Annotated in this window: 21 protein-coding genes; 2 read left to right on the forward strand and 19 right to left on the reverse strand. The window is 31.1% G+C overall.

All coding sequences use genetic code 11. The features are described from left to right. Nucleotides 1–64 precede the first annotated feature (64 nt). From HPRAE_RS09255 to HPRAE_RS09285, 8 genes are all read right to left on the reverse strand, one after another. Nucleotides 65–478 (reverse strand): biotin/lipoyl-containing protein, encoded by a 414-nt coding sequence (locus HPRAE_RS09255; RefSeq protein WP_014553940.1) that lies wholly within the window; start codon nt 476–478, stop codon nt 65–67. A gap of 14 nt (nt 479–492) precedes the next feature. Next, complete coding sequence (locus HPRAE_RS11215; RefSeq protein WP_014553941.1) at nt 493–657, reverse strand: hypothetical protein; 165 nt, start codon at nt 655–657, stop codon at nt 493–495. 103 nt (nt 658–760) lie between these two features. After that, nucleotides 761–2311: an acyl-CoA carboxylase subunit beta gene (locus HPRAE_RS09260; protein WP_014553942.1), complete on the reverse strand. Its 1551-nt coding sequence runs from the start codon at nt 2309–2311 to the stop codon at nt 761–763. 140 nt (nt 2312–2451) lie between these two features. Continuing rightward, nucleotides 2452–3009 (reverse strand): AAA family ATPase, encoded by a 558-nt coding sequence (locus tag HPRAE_RS09265; protein WP_014553943.1) that lies wholly within the window; start codon nt 3007–3009, stop codon nt 2452–2454. Nucleotides 3010–3193: 184 nt separating this feature from the next. Then, nucleotides 3194–4051 carry a DegV family protein gene (locus HPRAE_RS09270; protein WP_014553944.1) on the reverse strand — a complete coding sequence of 286 codons (858 nt, stop codon included), beginning with the start codon at nt 4049–4051 and terminating at the stop codon, nt 3194–3196. A gap of 38 nt (nt 4052–4089) precedes the next feature. Next, on the reverse strand, nt 4090–5271 hold the full coding sequence (locus tag HPRAE_RS09275; protein WP_014553945.1) for a coenzyme F420-0:L-glutamate ligase: 1182 nt from the start codon (nt 5269–5271) through the stop codon (nt 4090–4092). Between the two features lie 224 nt (nt 5272–5495). Continuing rightward, nucleotides 5496–5810 carry an SHOCT domain-containing protein gene (locus HPRAE_RS09280; protein WP_014553946.1) on the reverse strand — a complete coding sequence of 105 codons (315 nt, stop codon included), beginning with the start codon at nt 5808–5810 and terminating at the stop codon, nt 5496–5498. Between the two features lie 145 nt (nt 5811–5955). Then, on the reverse strand, nt 5956–9771 hold the full coding sequence (locus HPRAE_RS09285; protein ID WP_014553947.1) for a phosphoribosylformylglycinamidine synthase: 3816 nt from the start codon (nt 9769–9771) through the stop codon (nt 5956–5958). A gap of 142 nt (nt 9772–9913) precedes the next feature. On the opposite strand from HPRAE_RS09285, the gene HPRAE_RS09290 reads away from it, so the two are divergent. Then, complete coding sequence (locus tag HPRAE_RS09290) at nt 9914–10804, forward strand: LysR family transcriptional regulator (protein ID WP_014553948.1); 891 nt, start codon at nt 9914–9916, stop codon at nt 10802–10804. On the opposite strand, the gene HPRAE_RS09295 is transcribed toward HPRAE_RS09290, so the two are convergent. The 3 genes from HPRAE_RS09295 to HPRAE_RS09305 all read right to left on the reverse strand — a co-directional run bounded on the left by HPRAE_RS09295 (nt 10797) and on the right by HPRAE_RS09305 (nt 13395). After that, entirely contained in the window at nt 10797–11126 is a 330-nt protein-coding gene (locus tag HPRAE_RS09295; RefSeq protein WP_014553949.1) for a DRTGG domain-containing protein, read from the reverse strand. The two genes, HPRAE_RS09290 and HPRAE_RS09295, sit on opposite strands and share 8 nt — an antisense overlap. 70 nt (nt 11127–11196) lie before the next feature. Then, nucleotides 11197–12366, reverse strand: coding sequence for a phosphopentomutase (locus tag HPRAE_RS09300; protein ID WP_014553950.1), 1170 nt, complete (start codon nt 12364–12366; stop codon nt 11197–11199). Nucleotides 12367–12468: 102 nt separating this feature from the next. Further along, the gene (locus tag HPRAE_RS09305; protein ID WP_014553951.1) at nt 12469–13395 is read right to left on the reverse strand and encodes a ParB/RepB/Spo0J family partition protein; all 927 of its coding nucleotides are present in this window, start codon (nt 13393–13395) and stop codon (nt 12469–12471) included. 126 nt (nt 13396–13521) lie between these two features. Here HPRAE_RS09305 and murB point away from each other — a divergent pair, with 126 nt between their 5' ends. Next, on the forward strand, nt 13522–14448 hold the full coding sequence (murB, locus tag HPRAE_RS09310) for a UDP-N-acetylmuramate dehydrogenase (RefSeq protein ID WP_014553952.1): 927 nt from the start codon (nt 13522–13524) through the stop codon (nt 14446–14448). Here the strand turns inward: murB and HPRAE_RS09315 are convergent. The 8 genes from HPRAE_RS09315 to HPRAE_RS09350 all read right to left on the reverse strand — a co-directional run bounded on the left by HPRAE_RS09315 (nt 14445) and on the right by HPRAE_RS09350 (nt 22408). Next, a complete protein-coding gene (locus HPRAE_RS09315) occupies nt 14445–14693 on the reverse strand; it encodes a GIY-YIG nuclease family protein (RefSeq protein WP_014553953.1) in 249 nt (82 codons plus the stop codon). The genes murB and HPRAE_RS09315 overlap by 4 nt on opposite strands. Then, a complete protein-coding gene (locus HPRAE_RS09320; protein WP_014553954.1) occupies nt 14680–15168 on the reverse strand; it encodes a ferritin-like domain-containing protein in 489 nt (162 codons plus the stop codon). Before HPRAE_RS09320 ends, HPRAE_RS09315 begins: the two co-directional genes overlap by 14 nt. A 122-nt stretch (nt 15169–15290) precedes the next feature. Continuing rightward, a complete protein-coding gene (locus tag HPRAE_RS09325) occupies nt 15291–15776 on the reverse strand; it encodes a TetR/AcrR family transcriptional regulator (protein ID WP_014553955.1) in 486 nt (161 codons plus the stop codon). A 159-nt stretch (nt 15777–15935) separates the two neighbouring features. Continuing rightward, nucleotides 15936–16481, reverse strand: coding sequence for an outer membrane beta-barrel protein (locus HPRAE_RS09330; protein WP_014553956.1), 546 nt, complete (start codon nt 16479–16481; stop codon nt 15936–15938). An 88-nt stretch (nt 16482–16569) separates the two neighbouring features. Further along, nucleotides 16570–17025, reverse strand: coding sequence for a hypothetical protein (locus HPRAE_RS09335; protein ID WP_014553957.1), 456 nt, complete (start codon nt 17023–17025; stop codon nt 16570–16572). A gap of 48 nt (nt 17026–17073) precedes the next feature. Further along, nucleotides 17074–18927 (reverse strand): patatin-like phospholipase family protein, encoded by a 1854-nt coding sequence (locus tag HPRAE_RS09340; protein ID WP_014553958.1) that lies wholly within the window; start codon nt 18925–18927, stop codon nt 17074–17076. Between the two features lie 207 nt (nt 18928–19134). Continuing rightward, complete coding sequence (locus HPRAE_RS09345; protein ID WP_014553959.1) at nt 19135–21102, reverse strand: S-layer homology domain-containing protein; 1968 nt, start codon at nt 21100–21102, stop codon at nt 19135–19137. A 406-nt stretch (nt 21103–21508) separates the two neighbouring features. Continuing rightward, nucleotides 21509–22408, reverse strand: a complete 900-nt coding sequence (locus HPRAE_RS09350) for a hypothetical protein (protein WP_014553960.1) — start codon at nt 22406–22408, stop codon at nt 21509–21511. Nucleotides 22409–22419: the final 11 nt, after the last annotated feature.

A 22419-nucleotide genomic window follows, 5' to 3' on the forward strand; every position in this document is an offset into this window, starting at 1 on the left:
AAAGATAAAAACCCTGCCTCTAAGACAGAGTTTTAATGATTTTTATTATTAACTGTAATAATTTTTATTTAACTAAAACTAATATCTGATTAGCATCAACACTGTCTCCAACTTGCACTTTAATTTCTTCTACAGTGCCAGCCTGAGTTGCGGTAATTTCATTTTCCATTTTCATTGCCTCTAAAACAACTAAAATATCACCCTGATTTACAGTATCACCTTCACTAACTTTTATTTCTAAAATACTACCAGGCATCGGAGCAACTATATGTTCTTGACCTAAATCAGCAGGATCTATTTTTTCTTTAGTAGTTTTAGTTTCGGATTTAGAAACAGTTTTTTTCTCAAGTTTTACTGGCTCTTTTTCAGTTTTAGACTTTTTGGCTTCTTGTTTCTCCTCTACCTCAGCCTCAGCTTTTAACTCTTCAATTTTAACCATAAATTCTTCTCCATCAATTTCAACTCTAAATTTTTTCATTTTATTTTCAGCTCCTATCTTTTCCAAAGTGGATTAATTTTTTGAATAGAAATTATCTTATAATTTTGCTGCCCTTTAAGTACTTCTGATAAAGCAGCACTAATTATTGCTGCTTTCTTAGCAGAAATTTTTGGCTTATCTTTTTTTACTTTTAAATTTTCTTTTTTATTTTTTTTCATAATTTCTCTTTAATTCCCCTTTATTTTTAACCTATTTATTAATATTTTTAACTGTTTTTCTAATTAGAGCTTCAAACTTAGTTCTACAGAATTTAAAAATATTTTATAAAGGAATATTACCATGTTTTTTATCTTGCTTGTTTTCTCGCTTATTAACCATCATTTCTAAACCATTAATCAATTTAGCTCTAGTTGCTTCCATTTTAATTACATCATTAACCATTCCTCTTTTAGCTGCAATATAAGGGTTAGCAAAGTTTTCTTTATAATCATCAATTTTAGACTGCCTTAATTTTTCAGGCTCATTAGCAGCAGCAATTTCTTTTCTGTAAATAATATTAGCTGCTCCTTCAGGTCCCATAACAGCAATTTCAGCTATCGGCCAAGCATAAACTAAATCAGCTCTAACTGAACGACTACCCATTGCAATATATGCTCCCCCATAAGCTTTGCGCATAATGAGAGTTATTTTAGGCACTGTAGCCTCTGAATAAGCATAAAGCACTTTAGCCCCATGCCTAATTACTCCTCCATATTCCTGTTCAGTTCCAGGCATATATCCAGGAACATCAACTAAAGAAACAATTGGGATATTAAAACTATCTAAAAAACGAATAAAACGAGCTATTTTAGTAGAAGCATCTATATTTAAACAGCCTGCTAAATGCTGAGGTTGGTTAGCTATAATTCCAACACTTCTCCCATTTAAACGGGCAAAACCAATTACAGCATTTTGAGCAAAATAAGGTTGAACTTCCATAAAACTATCTTGATCTGCTAAAACATCGATTACATCACGCACATCATAAGCTTTTTGAGGATTTTCTTCTACAATTTCTTTTAATTCTGCAGTTCTACGGCCACCATGATCATCAGTCTCAATCCGAGCTGCTTCTTCTTTATAATTATTTGGTATGTAAGTTAATAACTTTCTAATATTATCTAAGGCTGACTCTTCACTTGGCTCCATAAAATGAGCAACTCCACTAATTTTATTATGAGTCTGAGCTCCTCCTAATTCTTCAGCTGAAACTTTTTCTCCTGTTACAGATTTAATTACATTTGGCCCTGTAATAAACATTTTAGAAGTTTTATCAACCATAAAAATAAAGTCTGTAATTGCTGGTGAATAAACTGCTCCACCTGCACAAGGACCTAAAATAGCTGTTATTTGAGGCACAACTCCAGATGCTTTAGTATTTCTATAAAAAATTTCTCCATAACCATTAAGTGAATCTATGCCTTCATTAATTCTAGCTCCTCCAGAATCATTAAGGCCAATTATTGGAGCACCATTTTGAATTGCCAAATCCATAACCTCAGAAATCTTATTTGCATGAGCTTCCCCAACTGAACCACCCATTACTGTAAAATCTTGAGCATAAACATAAACTAAACGATCTGCAATAGTTCCATAGCCAACAACAACACCTTCTCCAGGTGCTTCTTTTTCGTCCATACCTAAAGAAGTGCTGCGATTTTCTACAAACATATTTAGTTCATTAAAAGTATTATCATCTAATAAATATTCAATCCGCTCTCTAGCAGTTTTTTTGTTTTTAGCATGCTGTTTTTTTATTCTAGCTTGACCGCCACCCTGACGAATTTTTTCTTTTTTATTTTCCAATATTTTTTTCTTGTCTTCTGCTGACATTATTTTCCTCCTTAAAAAAGCTTAATGTCTATTTTGATTATTAGTTTATTTTCACTAACATAATTAAGGATAGCAAAAAACTGACTACAAGTCAACTGAGATTATCTTTTTCTGATTCTATTTAAACTCTTAATAATCCTTTAATCCTCCTTGACCAGCTCATTTATTTTACTTTTTATTATTTCAACTGTCTCTTTTATTGATTTTTCTCCTTCAATTTTTAAAACAGGACAATTTAAACTCTGCATCCATTCTTGGTGACTTCTTTTATTTCTTACTTCGCTCTGATCATAATCATACCTGGCAGCTGAATCTAAAAATTGCTGATGCCGCCTAAACATTTTACCACCTGGTAAAACAGCACTTCCAAAGCGCTTACGCTCTCTACTTTTTAAACGTTTTAACCTAGTATTAATTGGTGACCACAGATAAATTACTAGATCAAATTGATCCTTAAAAATATCTCCCCAACCACAAAATGAGCCACTAATTATCCAAGCTGATTTATTTGCAAGATCTTTTTTTAACATAGTTTGTCTAGCTGCAATAGAACGTAAATTTTGATAAGGTGGTTCAGTTTTTTTCCAAAAATAATCATCTGCATCAAAATGGGCCAAATCATATTCTTGACTTAATTGATGGGCAATAGTTGTAGTTCCAGAACCTGAAGGCCCTAAAATATGTATCTTTTTAATCATTTATTTACTCCTTTAATTTAAAACCCTAAATTTTTTAAGCTTAATACTAAATAATTTAAGTATAGAAAGAAAAATTCCTGCTTTTTAGCCAAAAATCCCCTTACTAATAAACAGATTTGTATTCTATAATCTGCTTACTAGAAGGGGATACTTTTTAACTCTTAGTTAAAATAGTCTTGATACTCTATTGATCAATCTCTGTTAAAACAACACCGATTAAACCTGGGCCAGTATGGACTACCATAACTGGACTAATTTCACTAAAATAAGTTTCCTTAATTTGTGTTAATTTTTTAAACTTAGCTAACAGAGTCTGAGCTTCTTCCTCAGCAGCTGCATTCATTACATCTACAACATATTCTTTTCCTTCTGTCATTTTATCTTTAATAATCGAATACATCTTTTTTAAAGAACGTTTTCGACCTCGAATTTTGTCAAAAGTAAAATACTCACCTTCAGCATCAATAGCAATTATCGGTTTAATATTTAAAAGCTCAGCAATTGTTCCTGATACTTTACCGATTCTACCACCTTTTTTAAGATACTTAAGCGTTTTGACAACAAAAAATACTTCAATTTTTTCTTTTTTGGCTTCAATTTTATTAACAATTTCTGCAAAATTCAACTCTGTTTCTTTAACCAAAGAATTTGCATAAAGTACAAGTCTTCCTAAACCCTTAGATAACATCTTCGAATCTACCACTGCAACTTCTATCCCCTCTATTTGCTCAGCAACCATCATACAATTACTATAAGTAGCTGATAAACCACTAGAAATATGGATAGAAATAATATGAGTATATCCTGCTGCTTTTAAATTATTATAAACATCCATAATTTCCTGGGGAGAGGGCATTGAAGTAGTAGGAATCTCATCTTCAAAACTTTGATAAACTTCTGCAGGAGTTATATCAACCCGATCGTGAAATTGTTGTTCATTATAAATAACTTTTAAAGGAATAGACTCTATTCCATTTGCCTTTAAATCACTTTGAGTCAAATCAGAAGTACTATCAGTCACAATTGCAATTTTTTCTTCCATATTTTTTTCTCCTTCATTCTTAAATAATTTAAAATAATTTATTCATCAGCCAAATTATCAAAATATCCCTGGATTAAAATTATTGGAGTACCTTTATCACCACTACCACTAACTAAATCACACAAACTACCTAATAAATCTGTCAACTGTCTAGGAGTAGTTCCTTGAGCTTTAAGATTAGCAGTTAAATCTGCTTCTTTATCTCTAATTTCAGCTTTCATAGCTGTTAAAAGTTCACTTCCTGCTAAATCTTTAAGTTCATTATCAGCTATGTACTTTAATTTAATCTCATTTGGAGTTCCAGCCAAACCTTGAGTATAAGCTGGGGAAACAACTGGATCAGCAAGTTCCCAAATTTTAGCTGCTGGATCTTTAAAAGCACCATCACCATAAATCATGACTTCTACTTCCTGACCACTAAAAGCCTTAATTTCTGCTTGTACTGCTTCTACAAATTGCTGGCCATCTCTAGGAAAAAGTTTTAAACTTTCAGCTGAAGCTTTATTTGAACCTAAAAGTCCATAATCTGGATTATAGCCTTTATTTTCTGCTTGATTACATATTTGATCTAAACTAATTACCTTTTGAGCACCATTTTCTTTTAAAATAGTCTTAGTTCTTTCTCGACTATGAATATCAGCTGCAATTACTTGATCTGTATAATCTAAAATTGTCTCTGGCTGATTTGCTGCTATAATTTCAATTTCAGTTTCTGCAGCTATTTCTTGGTATAATTCAACATAATTAACACCTGTAAAAGGATGCTTAAAGTCTGCAAATTTTTGCTTATATTCTGCTTCTTCAATTACATATTGATAAGGATCAATTCCAAGTTCATATATTTTTTTAGCATCTAAAAGTGGATTCCCTACTTCATCATTAGGATAACTTAACTGTAAATAAATTTTCTTACCACTGCGAGCAATACCTTTTAAAATCATTGAAAACCTATTACGACTTAAAATGGGAAAAACAATACCAATCGAATCACCACTAAAAGTATCATTAATAGCAGCAGCTATTTGATCTAAATTAACATAATTTCCTTGGGCTCTAGCTACTAGAGATTCTGTGATTCCAACAACATCTTTATCTCTCAGCTTAATTGACTCTTGTTTAATGGCTTCTTTTAGAGATTCAACAACAATTTCAACTAACTGATCTCCTTCTTTAACTATCGGAGCTCTTATTCCTCTTACTTCTGTTCCAACCGTTCTCATTAATTTCACCTCAAATTTTATTTTCTATCCAACAAAGTTTATTATAGCAGACTTTGAGGTTATTCAGCAAATTATTAGCTTTGCTTTTAATTTTTTAAAATATTAAATTAATTATACTATTTTTTTGACTTCAAGTCAATTTTGTCTTTAATTTAATTTCTTTTAACCAAAAAAGAGAAAAACTGGAGCAATTTAAGCTCAGTTTTCCTCTTTTGTTTCAATTATTATTTTCTTAAATTCTCAATTATTTCTTCAAATTCTGCTTTAGTAATTTCACCTTGAGCATAACGCTGACGCGCTATTTCTTCTGCACTATCTTGGGGCTCAATTTTAAAATCATTTTTTTGAGAACTATAATTATTTCTTTGATGAGGCTCTTTATTTTCATTATTTTTTTGTACAATAAAATAGATAACCACAGCTAATAAAATAAACCAAAAAATCATCATAAAAGCTCCTCCTCCAAAAAAGCCATTAAAACCCATATGACCAAATCTTCCCATATGACCAAATCTTCCCATATGACCAAATCTAAACATAATTTCTTCACCCCTAATTTATATTCTAAGTCTAAACCTTAACTTTAATTATAGCATAAATTATAAATATGAAGAAAATATGAATTAATAATAGAGTTAGATAGCTTAATTAAAAATAAAGACTTTAATTGGAAAAGCTAAATATTTATTTCCTAAAATAATCTACTCCAGCCTGAAAAATACCTTGATTTTTGAGACCACTAATATTTTTAGCCACATTTTTTCCTATTCTTTCTGAATGTCCCATTTTACCCAAAATTCTACCATCAGGACTGCAAATAGCTTCTATAGCTGCTGCTGATCCATTAGGGTTAAAAGGCCTTTGCTTTGTTGGTTCTCCAGCTAAATCAACATATTGAGCAATAATTTGGCCCTGTTCTTCTAATTTCTTAATCAGCTCAGGTTGAGCTACAAAACGGCCTTCTCCATGTGAAACTGGAATGGTGTGGATATCTCCTACTTTTAAGTTACTAAGCCAGGGAGATTTATTTGAAATAATTTTGGTCTTTACCATCTGAGAAACATGTCTTCCAATCTTATTATAAGTTAAAGTTGGGGAATCTTTAGTTAAATCTTTAATTTCACCAGTAGGTAAAAGACCTAATTGGACTAAAGCCTGAAAACCATTACAAATTCCCAGCATTAAACCATCTCTTTGTTTTAAATGTTCTTTAACAGCTTGTTTAATTTGAGGATTTCTAAAAACAGCTGCAATAAATTTAGCTGAACCATCAGGCTCATCTCCAGCACTAAACCCACCAGGAATAGCTACAATTTGAGCTTCCTTAATTAAAGCTGCCATTTTAATAATCGACTTTTCAACTAAAGTTGCTTTTAAATTTTTGAAAATAAAAGTTTCAACCTCAGCTCCAGCTTCTCTAAACTGACGTGCTGTATCATATTCACAGTTTGTACCAGGAAAGACAGGTATTAAGACTTTTGGTTTAGCAATTTTAATTTTGGCTTTATATATTTTTTCTGCTTTGGAACTTTCTAATTTAAGTAATTCTTTTTTTTGAGTTTTCAAGGGCTGAGTATTTTTTTTAGAGTCTAAGGCTTCAGTTTTATATATTTTTTCTAAAGGTTCTTGCCAATGTTTTAAAGCCTGACTAAGTGGAATTTCAAGCTGCTTAATCTTAATCACTTCTGGCTTAATTGTTTTCCCCAAAATTTGATAATCCAAGCCAGAAAATAGTTCTTTTGCTTTTTCTGTACCAGCTAATTCCAAAATTAAAGCACCATATTCAGGAGAAAACAACTCTTCTTGCTTTAAATTGGCAGTAATTTCTACTCCAATCTGATTACCAAAACTCATTTTGCTAATTGCAGCTGCTAAACCACCTACTGTAATAGCAGCTGCAGATTTTATTTTTTTAGCTGCAATTAATTTTTCAACTCTACTATAATTTTGCTGCAGCTTTTCTATATTTGGAATTTCAGCTTGATCTCTTTTAACAGGTAAATAAATCAATTTATTAGCTGCTGCTTTAAATTCAGGTGAAATAACATTATTGACATCAACTGTATCTACAGCAAAAGAAACTAAGGTTGGTGGTACATCAAGTTCTTTAAAAGTTCCTGACATACTATCTTTACCACCAATTGCAGGAATCCCAAACTCTTTTTGAGCTTTATAAGCTCCTAATAAGGCACTAAAAGGTTTACCCCAGCGTTCAGCTTCTTGGCCCAGTTTTTCAAAATATTCTTGTAAACTAAGTCTAATTTTAGAATAATCGCCACCAACAGCTACAATTTTAGCAACTGACTCAATAACTGCATATAAAGCTCCATGAAAAGGGCTCCAACAGGCTAAGTTCGGGTCATAACCATAGCTCATAATAGTTCCAGTCTTTGTTTGGCCTTGAACTAAGGGTATTTTAGCAGTCATTGCCTGAGTTGGAGTTAACTGATATTTACCCCCAAAAGGCATTGTTACACTACCAGCTCCAATAGAACTATCAAATTTTTCAACTAATCCTTTTTGACTTGCTATATTGATATCTGCCAGATTCTGCAGCCATTTAGTTTTTAAAGTTTGCTTTCCCTGAAGCCTCTTAACTGCTGCAGTTTTAAAATAGTTTTTTTCTGCTTTTGGAGAACAGACTTTTATTTTTGTTTTTTGACTGGCTCCATTTGTAGCTAAAAAATCACGGCTTAAATCAACAATTTTTTCTCCCTGCCACTTCATAATTAAACGGTTATTTGCTTTGACTTCAGCTACTACAGTTGCTTCTAAGTTTTCTGCTGCTGCTAATTTGATAAACTCATTTACTGCATCTGCTTCAACAACTACTGCCATTCTTTCCTGAGATTCAGAAATTGCTAATTCTGTTCCATTTAAACCTTCATATTTTTTAGGTACAGCATCTAAATTAATTTCTAAAGCAGCTGCTAGTTCTCCGATTGCAACTGCAACTCCACCTGCTCCAAAGTCATTACAAACTTTAATTTTTTTAGTTACTTTTGGTTTTCTAAATAAGCGTTGAATTTTTCTTTCAGTTGGAGCATTTCCCTTTTGCACTTCAGCACTACTTGCTTCTATAGAATCTTCATTATGGACTTTAGATGAACCAGTAGCTCCTCCACAACCATCACGGCCAGTTTTACCACCTAAAAGAATTACTTTATCTGTTGGTAGAGCTTCTCCTCTAAACACATTTTCTTTAGGAGCAGCTGCAACCACAGCTCCTAATTCTAGATGTTTTGCCAAAAAACGCTGGTGATATAGTTCTCTAACCATCCCAGTTGCTAGGCCAATCTGATTTCCATAAGAACTATAACCATTAGCAGCCTCCTGCACTATTTTTTTTTGTGGTAATTTGCCAGCTAAAGTAGCCTCAATTGGAGTACGAGGATCTGCTGCTCCAGAAATACGCATCGCTTGATAAACATAAGCACGGCCAGAAAGAGGATCCCGAATAGCCCCTCCTAAACAAGTTGCTGCTCCACCAAAAGGCTCGATTTCTGTAGGATGATTATGAGTTTCATTTTTAAACATTAAAAGCCAAGCTTGCTCTTGACCATCAACATCAACATTAATTTCTATACTGGCTGCATTAACTTCATTTGAAATTTCTAAATCATCTAACTTACCTAAAGCTCTCAATTCTTTCATTCCTAAAAGAGCAATATCCATCAAACAAATATCTTTTTTTTGATTTTGATAAATTTTTTGGCGCCCCTTTAAATACTCTTGATAAGCATTTTCTATGGCCTCTGTAAATTTATCTGCTTCTATGTCCACTTTTTCAATTTTTGTTAAAAAAGTTGTATGCCGACAGTGATCAGACCAATAAGTATCTAAAACTCTCAGTTCAGTAATTGTTGGATTTCTCTTTTCTTCATTTTTAAAATATCTTTGACAGTGTTTTAAATCAGCCAAGTTCATAGCCAATCTCATTTCAGTTCTAATAGCAGCTAGCTGCTCAGTTTCTGCTTCAATAAACTCAGCTACAGTTTCTACTTTTGCTGGTTTTTGGTGTTTTCTGCTTAAAGTTTCTGGTTTTTTAAGTTCTGCTTCTCGTGAATCAATTGGATTTATATAATAATCTTTTATTTTCTCTATATCTTTTTTAGTTAAATCACCCTCTAAAATAAAAACTTGGGCCACCCTCACAGTCGGTTTTTGCTCTTCATTTAAAATCTGAATACATTGTTCAGCCCAATCAGCCCTTTGATCATACTGTCCAGGTAAATATTCAACTGCAAAAATTTCTGCTTCAGCTTTAACTCTTATTTCTTCTTGATAAATTAAATCAACTGGCAGCTCTGCTAAAATTCTTTTACAAGCTTCCTCATAAGCTGACTCTGAAATATTTGTTAGGTCATAGCGATTTAAAATCCGTAAAGAGCTTAAATTATCAAGTCCTAAACTTTCTTTAAAATCAGAAAAAATCTCTTCTGCCTCAACAGCAAAGCCTTCTTTTTTTTCAACAAAAATCCGCCTGATCTGAGCTCCCATTTTAAGCGCCCCTTTTTTGGTATATTTTCTTGTTTAAAATTAAATTTTATAGCTAAAAAATAGCTTGCAATTTAATTATAGAATGATACACTTAAGAAGTAAAATTAATATTACTAATACTTTAAATAAGGAGAGCTAATAAATGCTTTTAAACTTTGAATTATACAAAGTGTTTTATCAAGTAGCTAGTAATTTAAGTTTTTCTAAGGCAGCAGAAAAACTATTTATTTCTCAATCTGCAGTTAGCCAAAATATTAAAAATCTGGAAAAAGAATTAAAAACTAAATTATTTATTCGCAGTACTAAAAATGTAGAATTAACTCAAGCAGGCAGCTTACTTTTAAAACATATTGAACCAGCCTTTAATTTAATTGAAAACGGAGAAAAAAGTTTAAGAGAAATTAATGATCTCAAAAGAGGAGAAATTCATATTGGGGCTAATGATACAATTGCTAAAGATTACTTACTTCCTTATCTCAAAAAATTTCATCAGCTTTATCCTGAAATCCAGATTCAAATAACTAATCGGACTTCAAGCACCTGTATTGAACTCTTAAAACAAAATAAAGTTGATTTAATTATTAGTAATTTACCTAATTCAAAAATTACTAATAAAATGCAGATTAAGCCCATTTTTAGTTTTAAAGATATTTTCATTGCAGCTGATCAATTTAAAGAATTGAAAACGAAAAAGCTTAAATTAAAAGAATTAACAAACTATCCCTTTTTAAGCTTAGAAAGAAAAACTACTAGTCAGCAATTTTTAGAAAAACATTTAAATAAACTAGGAATAGAAATTGAAGCTGCAGTTGAATTAGGAAGTGTTGATTTGCTAATAGAAATGACCAAAATCGGTTTGGGAATTGCAGTTGTACCTGAATATTGTTTGAATCTCAAACAAGAAAAATTATTTGAAGTTAAATTTAAAGAGAAACTACCAGCTCGTAAGCTGGCAGTTATAAGTAACAAAAATATTCCTTTAACAAAAGCTGCTAAAAAATTAATTGAAATCCTTAATGAAAAATTTATTTAAGATCTTGATAAAATTGACCTGCTAAATCAAATTTTGAGCCATTATATTTAAGTAAATTAACTCCTTTAGCACAGGCCTTTTTCACAGCAGCTTGTTCATAATTGCGTCCTTCAACTAAAATAACAGCTGAAATATCTGCCAAAAGTGCAACTCCTAAAGCAACTAAATCATCTAAAGTAGTCAGCCAAAGATTACCTTTTTGAGCCATTTTCATGACATCATGCGGATCATCTCCAAAATAAGCACCCTCAATTTCTAATTCTAAATTATTTCCGGCAACTATTTCTAATTTGTATTTTTGAGCAAACTCTCGCACTGTCATTTTTGTTAAGCCCCCTTATATTTTTTGATCTTATTTAATATATTCTGCTTTTCCCAAAATTAACCTTCTTTTAAACTAAATTTAAACTCTGGCCTTCAATTTTAACATCTAAGTCAAAATAATCAGCAATTGAAGCAGCTATATCACTAAAACTAGCTCTTATCCCTAAATTAAAATCAGCTGGCACATTTTTTCCATAAGCTAAAATAGGAACATATTCTCTAGTATGATCAGTACCTTGATAAGTAGGGTCACAACCATGGTCAGCAGTAATTATTAATAAGTCATCTGCTTCCATCTTAGCTTTAATTTCAGGTAAGCGTTGATCAAATTGTTTCAGAGCCTCAGCATAACCTTCTACATTTCTGCGATGGCCATAATTTTGATCAAAATCAACTAAATTAGTAAAAATCAAACCTTTTTTAGTTGTATCTAAATAATTTAAAGTTTGATCTACCCCTTCCATATTATTAGCAGTAGTTACTGAATCGGTAATTCCACTGTGATTAAAAATATAAGTTATCTTACCAACTGCATTAACTTCTAAATTGGCAGATTTTAGCTGATCTAAAATAGTTGGCTCTGGTGGAGTTAAAGAAAAATCCTTTCTTCTTTCTGTTCTCTCAAAATTACCAGGTTCTCCTACAAATGGACGGGCAATTACTCTAGCAACTGCATGTTCTCCCTGTAAGATTTCTCTTGCTTTTTTACAATAATCATAAAGTTCTGCAACTGGAATCACATCTTCATGAGCAGCTATTTGAAAAACACTATCAGCTGAAGTATAAACTATAGGCTTAGCTGTTTTTAAATGTTCTGCTCCCAATTCTTCGATAATAACTGTGCCAGAAGCAGGTTTATTAGCTAAAGATTCTCTCCCTATTGCCTGGTGGAACTGCTCCATAATTTCAGCCGGAAATCCAGTTGGATAAGTAGGAAATGGAGTTTCAGAAATCAAGCCGGCAATTTCCCAGTGACCAGTTGTAGTATCTTTACCTTTAGATTTTTCAGCTGCTTTACCATAAGCACCTTCTGCTTTAATTTCAGCATTAAGTCCTTCAACTTCTTCAATTTTTCCTAATCCTAACTTCTCTAAATTAGGGAGTTTCAGACCACCAATTTCAGCTGCTATATGCTGTAAAGTGGCTGCTCCTTGATCACCATAATCAGCTGCATCTTCTAAGGCACCCAAACCAACACTATCCATGACCATTAAAATTATTCTTTTATTTTTTTTCAAAATTACACTCCTTCATTAATTTAATTTTAAATTAGTTGTCGTTAGACGTCAGACATTTTTGGATATTAATATAATTCTTGCTTTAAATTAAAATACCTGCTTTTATTTAGTTTTAATTTGTTTTAATAAGTTATCTAAAGAATCTTTTTTTAATTCTGGAATTAAAATTCCCATAATCTGATATAAATATAAAAACTCATCTAAAAGTTCTTCTTGGTCTGCCTCTGGCAGTTTTCCTTCTTCTTCCATAAATTCTTCTAAATTATCATTAATATTACTAAAAGAACGAAATAATTTACGGGCCAGATTATGAGAATATTTTTTATTATCTTCTGCCCAATAATCTTTCAGTTTCATTCTTTCTCTCTTTAGCAAAACAGCATCAACTGCTTCTGCCATTGGTAAATGTAGATATTTATAAAACAAATCAATTACTGCTTGAGTCTCTTTACGACTTAAATTATGTTTAATAACTGCATCTAAAAGTTGATTAGCTTTATTTGGATTATCAGTCCTGGAAGCCAAGGCATGAGCTAAACTTAAATGTGATAAAGTTATAGGAGAATCAGCTTTAAGTACTTCTTTTTGATATTTCTCTTTCATATCTAAAATATTAAGCCACAGAGTTAAAGTTGTTCTTGCAACTCCCAATTTCTGAGCTGCTTCTTTTTTAGTCAAATCATTAGCTTCAATGAATTTATTAATAGAAATTGCTCTTTCTAATGGGTTTAAATCCTGCCTCTGCAAATTTTCTATTAGCTGAATTTGTCTAAATTTTTCTGGGGAAACTTCTTCTTCTAAAATTACAGCAGCTATTTTTTCTTTCTTATCTTTTTTAACAGCCCTTAACCTTCTTTCTCCAGCAATTAGTAAATAACGATCTGATTTTTTCTGCACAACAATTGGCTGTAACTGTCCAACTTCTGCAATTGACTTGGCAAGACTATCTATTCTTTTTTCAGAAAAATCAGTCCTTACCTGATCAGGGCGACTATCTATACTAGTAATTTTAATTTCCTTATATTTCATTTAAATTCCCTCCAGCTTGGCAAAATAGATTTGCCCATTGATTTTCTATGTATTTTAGCATATTATATTAAATGTAGATTTAATTCTCAAAGCTAATTATTTAAGATAAAGGAGATATTAACTAAGATGAATTATCAAGCTCATATAAATAGTTTAACAAAAAAACTAAAAAATATAAACTCACTTCAAGTAGAAACAAAGGTAAAACTTGCCGATTACTGCAGTTTTAAAGTCGGAGGGCCAGCTGATCTCTTTCTAACTCCTAAAAACATTGCTTCTTTACAAAAAATAATGCCAGTAATCTATAAATCTCAGCTCCCCTACTTTATTCTGGGTAAAGGAAGTAATTTAATTATTTCAGACAAAGGCTATCGCGGGATTATTATTTATACTGGTCAACTAAATAAATTTCAGGTTAAAGAAAATTTAATCACTGCTCAAACTGGAATTAAATTATCAGAGTTAGCAGATATTGCTTGTCAAAATAATTTAGGTGGTTTTGAATTTGCAGCTGGGATTCCTGGTACTTTAGGTGGTGCCCTCTATATGAATGCTGGTGCCTATGGTGGGGAAATAAAAGATATAATTAAAAAAGCTAATTTAATCAATAAAAAAGGGGAAATAGAAACTTTAACTAAAAAAGATTTAGAACTTAGCTATAGAAATAGTCTTTTGCAAAAACAAAGCCAGAAACTTATAGCAGTCAGCTTAGAAATTAAATTAGAAATAACTGCTCAAGAACAAATAACTGCTAAAATGGAAGAACTACACCAAAAAAGATGGACTAAACAGCCAATGGAACTTCCAAGTGCTGGTAGTATTTTCAAAAGGCCACCTAATAACTATACTGGCCCCCTAATTGAGCAGGCAGAGCTTAAAGGTTATCAAATAGGTGGAGCTCAAGTTTCAACTAAACACGCCGGTTTTATCGTTAATAAGGGTAATGCAACTGCAGAAGACATAGTCAACTTAATTAATAAAGTAAAAAAAGAAGTATATAAAAAAAGCGGAATCCAACTTAAAGTTGAACCCCGCTTTTTAGGTGAATTTTAATTAAATAGCTCCTCCTTTTTCTCTCGGGGGAGCTGTTTAATCTGATACTCTCTTTTTTGAGCTTGACTGCGAGAACTAAAAACTTCTTGGTGTCTCAATTTAACAGGATAGCGACCTCGGGTATACTTTGCCCCTACACCTGAATTATGTTCTTCTACTCTCCGCTTAACATTAGTAGTATAACCTGTATAAAAAGTTCCATCTTTACATTCTACTATATAAATATAATGTTTACTTGCGTCCATATTCTTGGATATACTTACCTAAAGCTCTTAAGTGATCTTTTTCTTGCTCAATTAATTTGTCAACTGCATCTAAAGTTTTACCTTCATTATTCTCACACATTTCTTTATAAAATAAGATAGAATCTTTTTCAGCTTGAATTGCAAGTTTTAAAGCTTTTTCTACATCATTTAAAGCTTCCACTGATTCTGCACTATCTTCTTTAGGGAAAACTGAATATTCGACTAAATAGCTAAAATAAGCACTTACATCTTCTTCATAAAGATAATCTGCATCATCTTCACCATCTTTTAATTCTTTAGTTAACTCTACAAATTTATCATAATGATCCTGCTCATCTGCAGCTAATTTTTTAAATAATTCTCTTAAATCTCTATTTTCTGTAGCCTCAGCATGTTTTAAATAAAACTTTTTTCCTCTTTTTTCAATATCTTTAGCCATTTCCATAACTTCTAAAGCATTAAATTTTTCCTTCATTTTTTACCCCTCCAAATTAATTTAAATTTATTTTTTTACTGCTTTTTCTAAATAACAACTAATTTTAGCTGCTGCTTCTTCTACATCAAAACTTTTGTCAGTCAAAAGCAGCCTGCGCATTACTACACTTCCATAATCCCTAAAAACACACAAGCAAAATAATCAAAATCAATCTCTGAGCTCAGATAATTTCCAGCTACTAAAAATTGATAGAGATTTTTAAGCCTCTGCAGCCGCTTTGCTTCCATTGCTCTAAATTCATGACTAAATTTATGATTAACAGCAACTGCTTCCCTTAAAATAATTATAGAAAGATTTTCATTATTTTTGTATAAATTAAAAACTTTCTTCAAAATTTGAATAAAAACTGATTTTAGATCTTGATCTGCATAATTTAACATTTCAGAATCAAATAGAGCTGAAAATATAGTTTCAAATCTTTTTATTAGAGTTATAAAAAGATCTTTTTTACTATTAAAATATAAATAAAAAGTCCCCTTAGCAATCCCAACTACTTCAACTATATCTGAAATATGAGTGTTATAATAGCCTTTTGCTGCAAAGATTTCAATACCTGCCTCAATGATTTCTTGCTTGCGATCTGCCACAACTTATCCCTCTTTTACTATTATTTACTTTCTTTTAAATTGTATCATATTTTAATTAAAATTTAAATAAAAGAAAGAAAAGCCCAGCTTAAAAAGCTGAGCTGATTCTAATTATTTTTGAGTAAAAGCTGGCCTTAAACTCTTTTTAATTGTGATTAATTAAAACTGGTAACCTAAAGAAACGGTTAGCTTAGAATATTCTACATCTTGATCAGTACCTTTAACTTCTGCTTCACCATTGTTAACTGAATACATAACTTCAGCACTCATATTAGAAGCTAAGTCCATACCTGCACCAACAGCATAATACATTCCACCTGATTCATCACTATAAGTATCAATATCAAAAGTATTATAACCTAAGTGACCAAGTAAATAATAAGGGCTATTTTGCATATTATACTGAGCTAAACCATAAAAAGGAATAAAGTTAAAATCTTTTTTAGTATCATCTGTTTCTCTATCTAATTGATATCTCATTCCAGCTCCTAAAGTCCACTGACTAGTATAAGGAACCTTATATTCGCCAACTAAAGTAAAACCACTATCAACATCTTCATCACTAGCACCATCAATATCAATTTCTCCACCAAAATCAATAGCTCCTTTAATGTCCCAATAACCTGGAACTTGAGCCATTGAGGCAGAAGAAAGTCCAATCACTAAAAACGCTGCTAAAAATAAAACTAAAATTTTGCTTTTCATAATTAAATTAATACCTCCAATTATTTTTTGATAATTTAAACTAAACCAGCTTTAGCCCAAATATAAATTCTATATTTATTTTATCATATTAAATATTAATATCAACTAAAGCAGTTATTCCAACACCTTCTATTCTATCTATGTTCTGGATATTCATTGGATTAGTAGTATTAATTGGAATTAAAGCTTTAATTCTAAAATCTCCATCCTTAAAATCTCCCTCAATTTGAGCAACTGCTTTTACCTTTTTTATTTTTTCCTTCGGACCTGAAACCTGAACAGCTCCCGCATAAGAATTAGAACCCACAGTTACAATTGGCACAACTTTAGTTTCTTCTTGAACCGCAACTCCTTTATTTAAAGTCATCGTATTAATAAAATCATTAATTGGGCCAGCAAACTGATCAACTACAACTCCGATTCCAACTGTTTTTAAAATAGATCCTAAAATATCAGAACTTGCTAAAACAGAAGTTGAGAGCAGAGGTAAAACTAAAAAACTGAGTATTAAAATAATAGAAATTAATATTTTAAAATTATTCATTCTATCACCTCCTTAACAAATATTAAATTTATCGTTCAGTAAAACAGTTTAAAATTCATAACCTATTTCTAAACCAATTCTATCAGATTCGTCATCAAAATCATAAGCAAAATACAAATCTACTTCCATTGGACTAAGGCCTAATAAATAAAGCTGAGAATTAAAACCAATCCCTGCTGCTTCTCCACTTGCTTCTTCATCTTGATAATAATCAGTAAATAAATAACCACCAATATCAGTAGTCTGAAAAAGCCCAGCAAAATAGAGTGGATCTAAAAAGCGATAAGTATATTTAAAATCTAGGGTTGCCTGAAACTCTGTTCTATCAGCTAAAGACTGGCCCCGATATATAATCGGAGAATTTAAAACATCTGTATTATTAAAAACTATATTGCTTTCTAAATCCCATTTATCACCCAAATCTAAATTAATTATGTTTGAAGAAAGAATAGCTAAATCAGATTGATCTACATCATAAATAATATCATTTTCTGATTGAATTCTAGTTAAATCGAATTTAGTATCAAATTTAGTCCCTAAAAGATAATATTTTCTGTCCTGCTGTCTACCAAAACCAATTGAATTTTGAAAATGATCAGTAAAATATTTTAGCTCTAAACGATAATCATCTTTTGTTGCTGAATTATAGTCATTGCCATAAGCAAGAAGCAAATCAGTTTTTTTAGTCATTTTTTTAATTTCAAAACGAGCTTCATAACCCTGATCAAAAAATTCGTCTCCTTTAATATCTAAAGCAAAATTATCTTGCTTAAAATTAATACCTGTTTGAAAATTATCAGCAAAAGGAATAATTAGATCTTGATCAAAATAAGATTTTTCCCGCCCATAATTCAAAAATAAATTTCTGGCTCTACCTTCAACTACAAAGCGATCATATTCTAAATCAGAAAGAGTAGCTTGAATATCACTTTTTTCTCTAGCTTGATATTTTATTAATTCAATTCCATTTGCACTTAATCTTTTTTTCAAAGCTGGCATTTGTTTTTTTGTTTTTTGATATCCAAGTTCAACTAATTTAGCAGCTTGATTAAAGTCCATAAAATTATAATCACTAACATCAATATCTATCACAAAATCTGCATAATTATCAATTATTTGCTGAGAATAATTATCCTGCAAAACATTTAAAAATCTATTAATTGAAGCACGAGCACTATTTAAATCTTGAGTATTTTTTTCTGGAAAAGAAGTTGTAGCGATTACAAAATCAGCTCCTAAAACTGATACTGCTTTAGCAGGTGTTGCTTCTAAAATTCCAGCATCCATAAAATATTTATCATCTCGATGTTCAATTGGAAAATAAAGGGGGATAGAATAAGAACTCTGAATAACATCAGAAATTCTGCCCTGAGTAGTTAAATATTTTTTACCTGCTTTTAATTCAAAGCTTAAAAGAGCAGCTGGCACTTTAAAATTTTCCAGTCTTTTATTTGGCGATATTTCTTCCATAAAAAGATTAAGTTTTTTAGTATCAATTAGAGAACCACTGCCACCAATCCCTAAGTCAATTAAGCGGCCAAAAGAAGTAGTAGTTACTACATCTAGCATCTGTTTAGTGTTTAAGCCACCACCATAAAGGGTACTGACTATTGCTCCCATACTAGTTCCACTCATAAAATCAATTGGTATTCCTGCTTCTTCCAAGGCCTTAATCACTCCAAAATTAACCATGGCCCTTGCTCCACCACCTGATAAGGCAAGTCCCACCACAGGTCTGTCCAAATCTTGATATTTAGCCTTAAATTCCTGGTAATTTTCAACTAAATAGCTTTCTGATCCAAATTCAATTTCAGTTAACTTAACCTGAGACTCTGATTCTGCAGAAACAGGATTATTAAAAAGTATTATTAATATTAACAATAAAAATAAGCTTTTTTTCATATTTACCTCCCAGAATAAATTGACTAAAATTAAAAAATTAAACTTCTAATATCTATTATAACATTGGATAACTATTTATAAAAGTCTAAAATTAAAAATCAAATAATCTTATTTAAGCTGCTAATTAATTTAAATTAAATGCAAAAAAGCCGGAGGCAAGCCTCCGACTTTAATTTAAACTTAATTATTAAACTAATTGAGCTTTGTTTAGAAGCTTACGGTAAGTGCTGTTGTAATTGCATAACCTGTACCGTCTTCTTCAGAACCAGTTGTATTATTTTCAGGGATACTATTTTTTCCACCATCAATATCACTATCTATATCAGTAAATGGATTATCTTCCCAAGATGCTGAACCATCAATTACCATAGCTTCTGTTCTCCAGCTAATATTATCTCTTAACTTTTTATCAACAAATCCTGTTAAATAGATATAATCTTTGTAATCAGCATTAACTCTTTCAATATCTTTGTAGTTTAAGTTAGCACCCATAGTCATTGTTTCACTATAAGCATATTCAGTACCTAAACCGATTAATGTATATTCATTATCTTTTTCAAAACCATCACCATCAGCATATTCAACAAAAGCTCTGTTTGTATACTTACCATAGTTATTATCTAAACCAAGATTAATAACCATCTTGTCATCTGCTTTTAACTGTTTACCCTGAATAGTTGCACTAGCATCTTTATCATAAACATTTTCCCATCTGTCTCCAGCTTCAGCAAACATTACAAAACCATTGATCTTATTATTCTCATTTAACTGATAATCTCCACCTAGTTCAACTTTAGTATAATCACCAAAGTCTTCTTCTAAGTCATTACGAGCTGCAACAAAATCTTCACCTGCATACTCGATTAAAGCATATGATTTGAAGTTATCAGTGAAAATATAATCTGCATTTAATTTTGCAAACATATCGTCATCATCATTACCTTTATCATCTTCATATTCACCATAAACAATTTCTCCACCTAAGTTTAAAGCCTCACTAATTTGATTTTCTAAACCTAGAGCAATTAATGTATTGTCATAAGGAGTATCAGCAGCACCTTCTCTCTTTCCTTTAGCTGCTAAACCATCAACAACACTTCTAGCTTGGTAAACTTTAGCTGATAAAGTTCCTAATTCTGTATCTCTATGAGCTGTTAAACCAAAGTATTTTTCGTCAGCCATGTCATCATTACCGGCATTATTTTTATTGTCTTCATCATTACCACCAGCAAAAGCTTTGAAATCAGTATTATACATGCTAGTTGTTACTTCAACACCTTCAAAGTCTTCATCTAAGAAGTAATTTTCTGGATAATAATCTTCAATATCTCCAATTCTAAAATTGGTATTGTCAAAAGATACTTCTAATAAAGCTGTATCCATTTTAAAATCACTTTGGTCTTTTTCAGTATAATTCATAACATTTCTTTCATCCATAAAAGCATTAGTGATTGTATCAACAGCTAAATTAAATTCTGCTCCATTTAGCTCTCCTGCAATATTGAAGTCATATTCCTGCCAGAATCTTTCTTCTGCAGGGAATTCATCTGGATCTGTCCAGAAATCTTCATCAATTGCATCACCATCAGCTAACATTTCTAGTACTGCTCTTTCTTCTTTTTCATTATCACCATAATTAGCAGTTTCAGCTAAAGTTTTAACATCCATTGTAAATTCGATATTATCTTCTGGTACATCCATAGCATCTACTTTAGCAGCTAATTCGTCTACGTCTTTTCCTAAAGCTTCTACGTCTGCACCTAGAACTTTAAGCTCAGCGCGTAATTCGAATGTTAAAGCATCAACGATATCTGCTACTTCTTCAGCTTGAGCATCGCTTAAGCTTTCATTTGTGTTCTTTTCCATTAAAGACTTAACAATAGCTGTTACGTCTTCAGCTTGACCATTAGTTAGTCCTTGACCCATTGCGTCCATTTCGTCAACAATGTTATCTAAAGCACGGCTAACCATTACAGCCATTTCGTAACGAGTCATTGACTCATCACCTTTGTACTCGCCATCTGGATATCCTTCAACGATTCCAGCAGCTACCAACTTGTTAATAGCATTATATGACCAGTGACTAGCAGGTACATCTGAGAAAGAAGCACCAAATGCTGGCATAGCTAATGCTACTACTAACATTAAAGCAATTGTAATTATATATTTTTTCATAAAATTTAACACTCCTCTTGTTTTCTTTTTAGAATTTTTCAATCTAAGTTTTACTTGAATCTGATAATAATTCAGTTTTTAAGAAAACAATAAGTGACCTAGTTTCCTTATTATTTTTGCTTAAAACTTATTTTTTTAGCAGATTCTATTTATGTCATTCTATCCTCAAAAATTGTGAGTGTTTTTTTCACCTCCTTTTAAATTTTAATCAGGATAGATTAACAACAATAAAATAAACCAGGAGAAAACCGGTGCCCCCCGAAATGATTTATCAGCAGGAACAACAAGGGGTAACAAGTCGCTTACTGAATAAATCATTTATGAAATTTAATCACGCTTTCTCCTAGTTCAAACCTAAAGTCAAATTTATATGACTGACTGGTCATTCATAATATAACATAATAAATTATACTTTGTCAACTATATATTCATTTATTTTATTAAATTCTGCTTCCAAATTTAATTTTTCAGTTTCTGATAAAGAACTAATTGGCTCAAAATCAAGTATTTTAGCTAACAAATATTTAAAAGCTTCTGTTTCTTCTAAATTTTGGACAAACTGCATAAATTCATTTAAAGCTAATTGTTGTTTTTTAGCCAGCTCTAAACTGTTGTTACTAAATTTTAAAGCCAAATCTTTAAAAAAACTTGGCAATAAGTTAAAATATTTACTTATTGTCTTAACACCTAAATCTAAATTTAAATAATAAAAATCATCAGCCAAAACTAAAAATTCAAATTGGTTTTTATATTTTCCTTTAAGTAATTTAAACTTTTTTAAATCTAAATCATAAAAAGAAACTGGATCAATTAAAAATCCTTGCAAATTATTAAAAGCTAAACTTTTTTCAATTAATTTCTGACTATCAATTAAATTTAAAAGCCTGCTATCTAAATTAATATAAAAATCAGACCTACAATTTTTATTAAGATAAGCAAGGTCAAGCAGATACGCTTCTAAATTAGACTTCAAATTAATTTTATCTAAAGAGGATAATCTGATTACTAATTTAAATTGTTTAGGAAAAAGATTTAACTCCTCAATTATTGTTTGAATTGTAGCTAAAGAACTAAAATCAGTTTCAATTAAAACATCAGCTTTAGCTGGCATTAAATTTAAGAGTTGAAAATAAAATTTTTGCTGTTGTTTATAATTTAGCTTTAAAAAATTATAAGCAGCAGTTTTTAGATAAAATTTATTTTGGCCATTTTTAAGATTATGTTCTAATAATTTTTTAGTCTTTTGATAATCAAACTGTTGCTTAGCATCATAAAAATTAGGGATTAAAGAATAAACTTGTTTCATTAAAATCACCC

The organism is Halanaerobium praevalens DSM 2228, from assembly GCF_000165465.1.
Taxonomy (GTDB): Bacteria; Bacillota; Halanaerobiia; order Halanaerobiales; family Halanaerobiaceae; genus Halanaerobium; species Halanaerobium praevalens.

Coding starts and splice junctions, on each gene's coding strand:
- murB (WP_014553952.1), top strand. CDS start 13,522: ATGAATTATCAAGCTCATATAAATAGTTTAACAAAAAAACTAAAAAAT.
- HPRAE_RS09265 (WP_014553943.1), bottom strand. CDS start 3,009: ATGATTAAAAAGATACATATTTTAGGGCCTTCAGGTTCTGGAACTACA.
- HPRAE_RS09350 (WP_014553960.1), bottom strand. CDS start 22,408: ATGAAACAAGTTTATTCTTTAATCCCTAATTTTTATGATGCTAAGCAA.
- HPRAE_RS09335 (WP_014553957.1), bottom strand. CDS start 17,025: ATGAATAATTTTAAAATATTAATTTCTATTATTTTAATACTCAGTTTT.
- HPRAE_RS09340 (WP_014553958.1), bottom strand. CDS start 18,927: ATGAAAAAAAGCTTATTTTTATTGTTAATATTAATAATACTTTTTAAT.
- HPRAE_RS09255 (WP_014553940.1), bottom strand. CDS start 478: ATGAAAAAATTTAGAGTTGAAATTGATGGAGAAGAATTTATGGTTAAA.
- HPRAE_RS11215 (WP_014553941.1), bottom strand. CDS start 657: ATGAAAAAAAATAAAAAAGAAAATTTAAAAGTAAAAAAAGATAAGCCA.
- HPRAE_RS09260 (WP_014553942.1), bottom strand. CDS start 2,311: ATGTCAGCAGAAGACAAGAAAAAAATATTGGAAAATAAAAAAGAAAAA.
- HPRAE_RS09290 (WP_014553948.1), top strand. CDS start 9,914: ATGCTTTTAAACTTTGAATTATACAAAGTGTTTTATCAAGTAGCTAGT.
- HPRAE_RS09285 (WP_014553947.1), bottom strand. CDS start 9,771: ATGGGAGCTCAGATCAGGCGGATTTTTGTTGAAAAAAAAGAAGGCTTT.
- HPRAE_RS09320 (WP_014553954.1), bottom strand. CDS start 15,168: ATGAAGGAAAAATTTAATGCTTTAGAAGTTATGGAAATGGCTAAAGAT.
- HPRAE_RS09305 (WP_014553951.1), bottom strand. CDS start 13,395: ATGAAATATAAGGAAATTAAAATTACTAGTATAGATAGTCGCCCTGAT.
- HPRAE_RS09280 (WP_014553946.1), bottom strand. CDS start 5,810: ATGTTTAGATTTGGTCATATGGGAAGATTTGGTCATATGGGAAGATTT.
- HPRAE_RS09295 (WP_014553949.1), bottom strand. CDS start 11,126: ATGACAGTGCGAGAGTTTGCTCAAAAATACAAATTAGAAATAGTTGCC.
- HPRAE_RS09345 (WP_014553959.1), bottom strand. CDS start 21,102: ATGAAAAAATATATAATTACAATTGCTTTAATGTTAGTAGTAGCATTA.
- HPRAE_RS09270 (WP_014553944.1), bottom strand. CDS start 4,051: ATGGAAGAAAAAATTGCAATTGTGACTGATAGTACTTCTGATTTGACT.
- HPRAE_RS09315 (WP_014553953.1), bottom strand. CDS start 14,693: ATGGACGCAAGTAAACATTATATTTATATAGTAGAATGTAAAGATGGA.
- HPRAE_RS09275 (WP_014553945.1), bottom strand. CDS start 5,271: ATGAGAACGGTTGGAACAGAAGTAAGAGGAATAAGAGCTCCGATAGTT.
- HPRAE_RS09330 (WP_014553956.1), bottom strand. CDS start 16,481: ATGAAAAGCAAAATTTTAGTTTTATTTTTAGCAGCGTTTTTAGTGATT.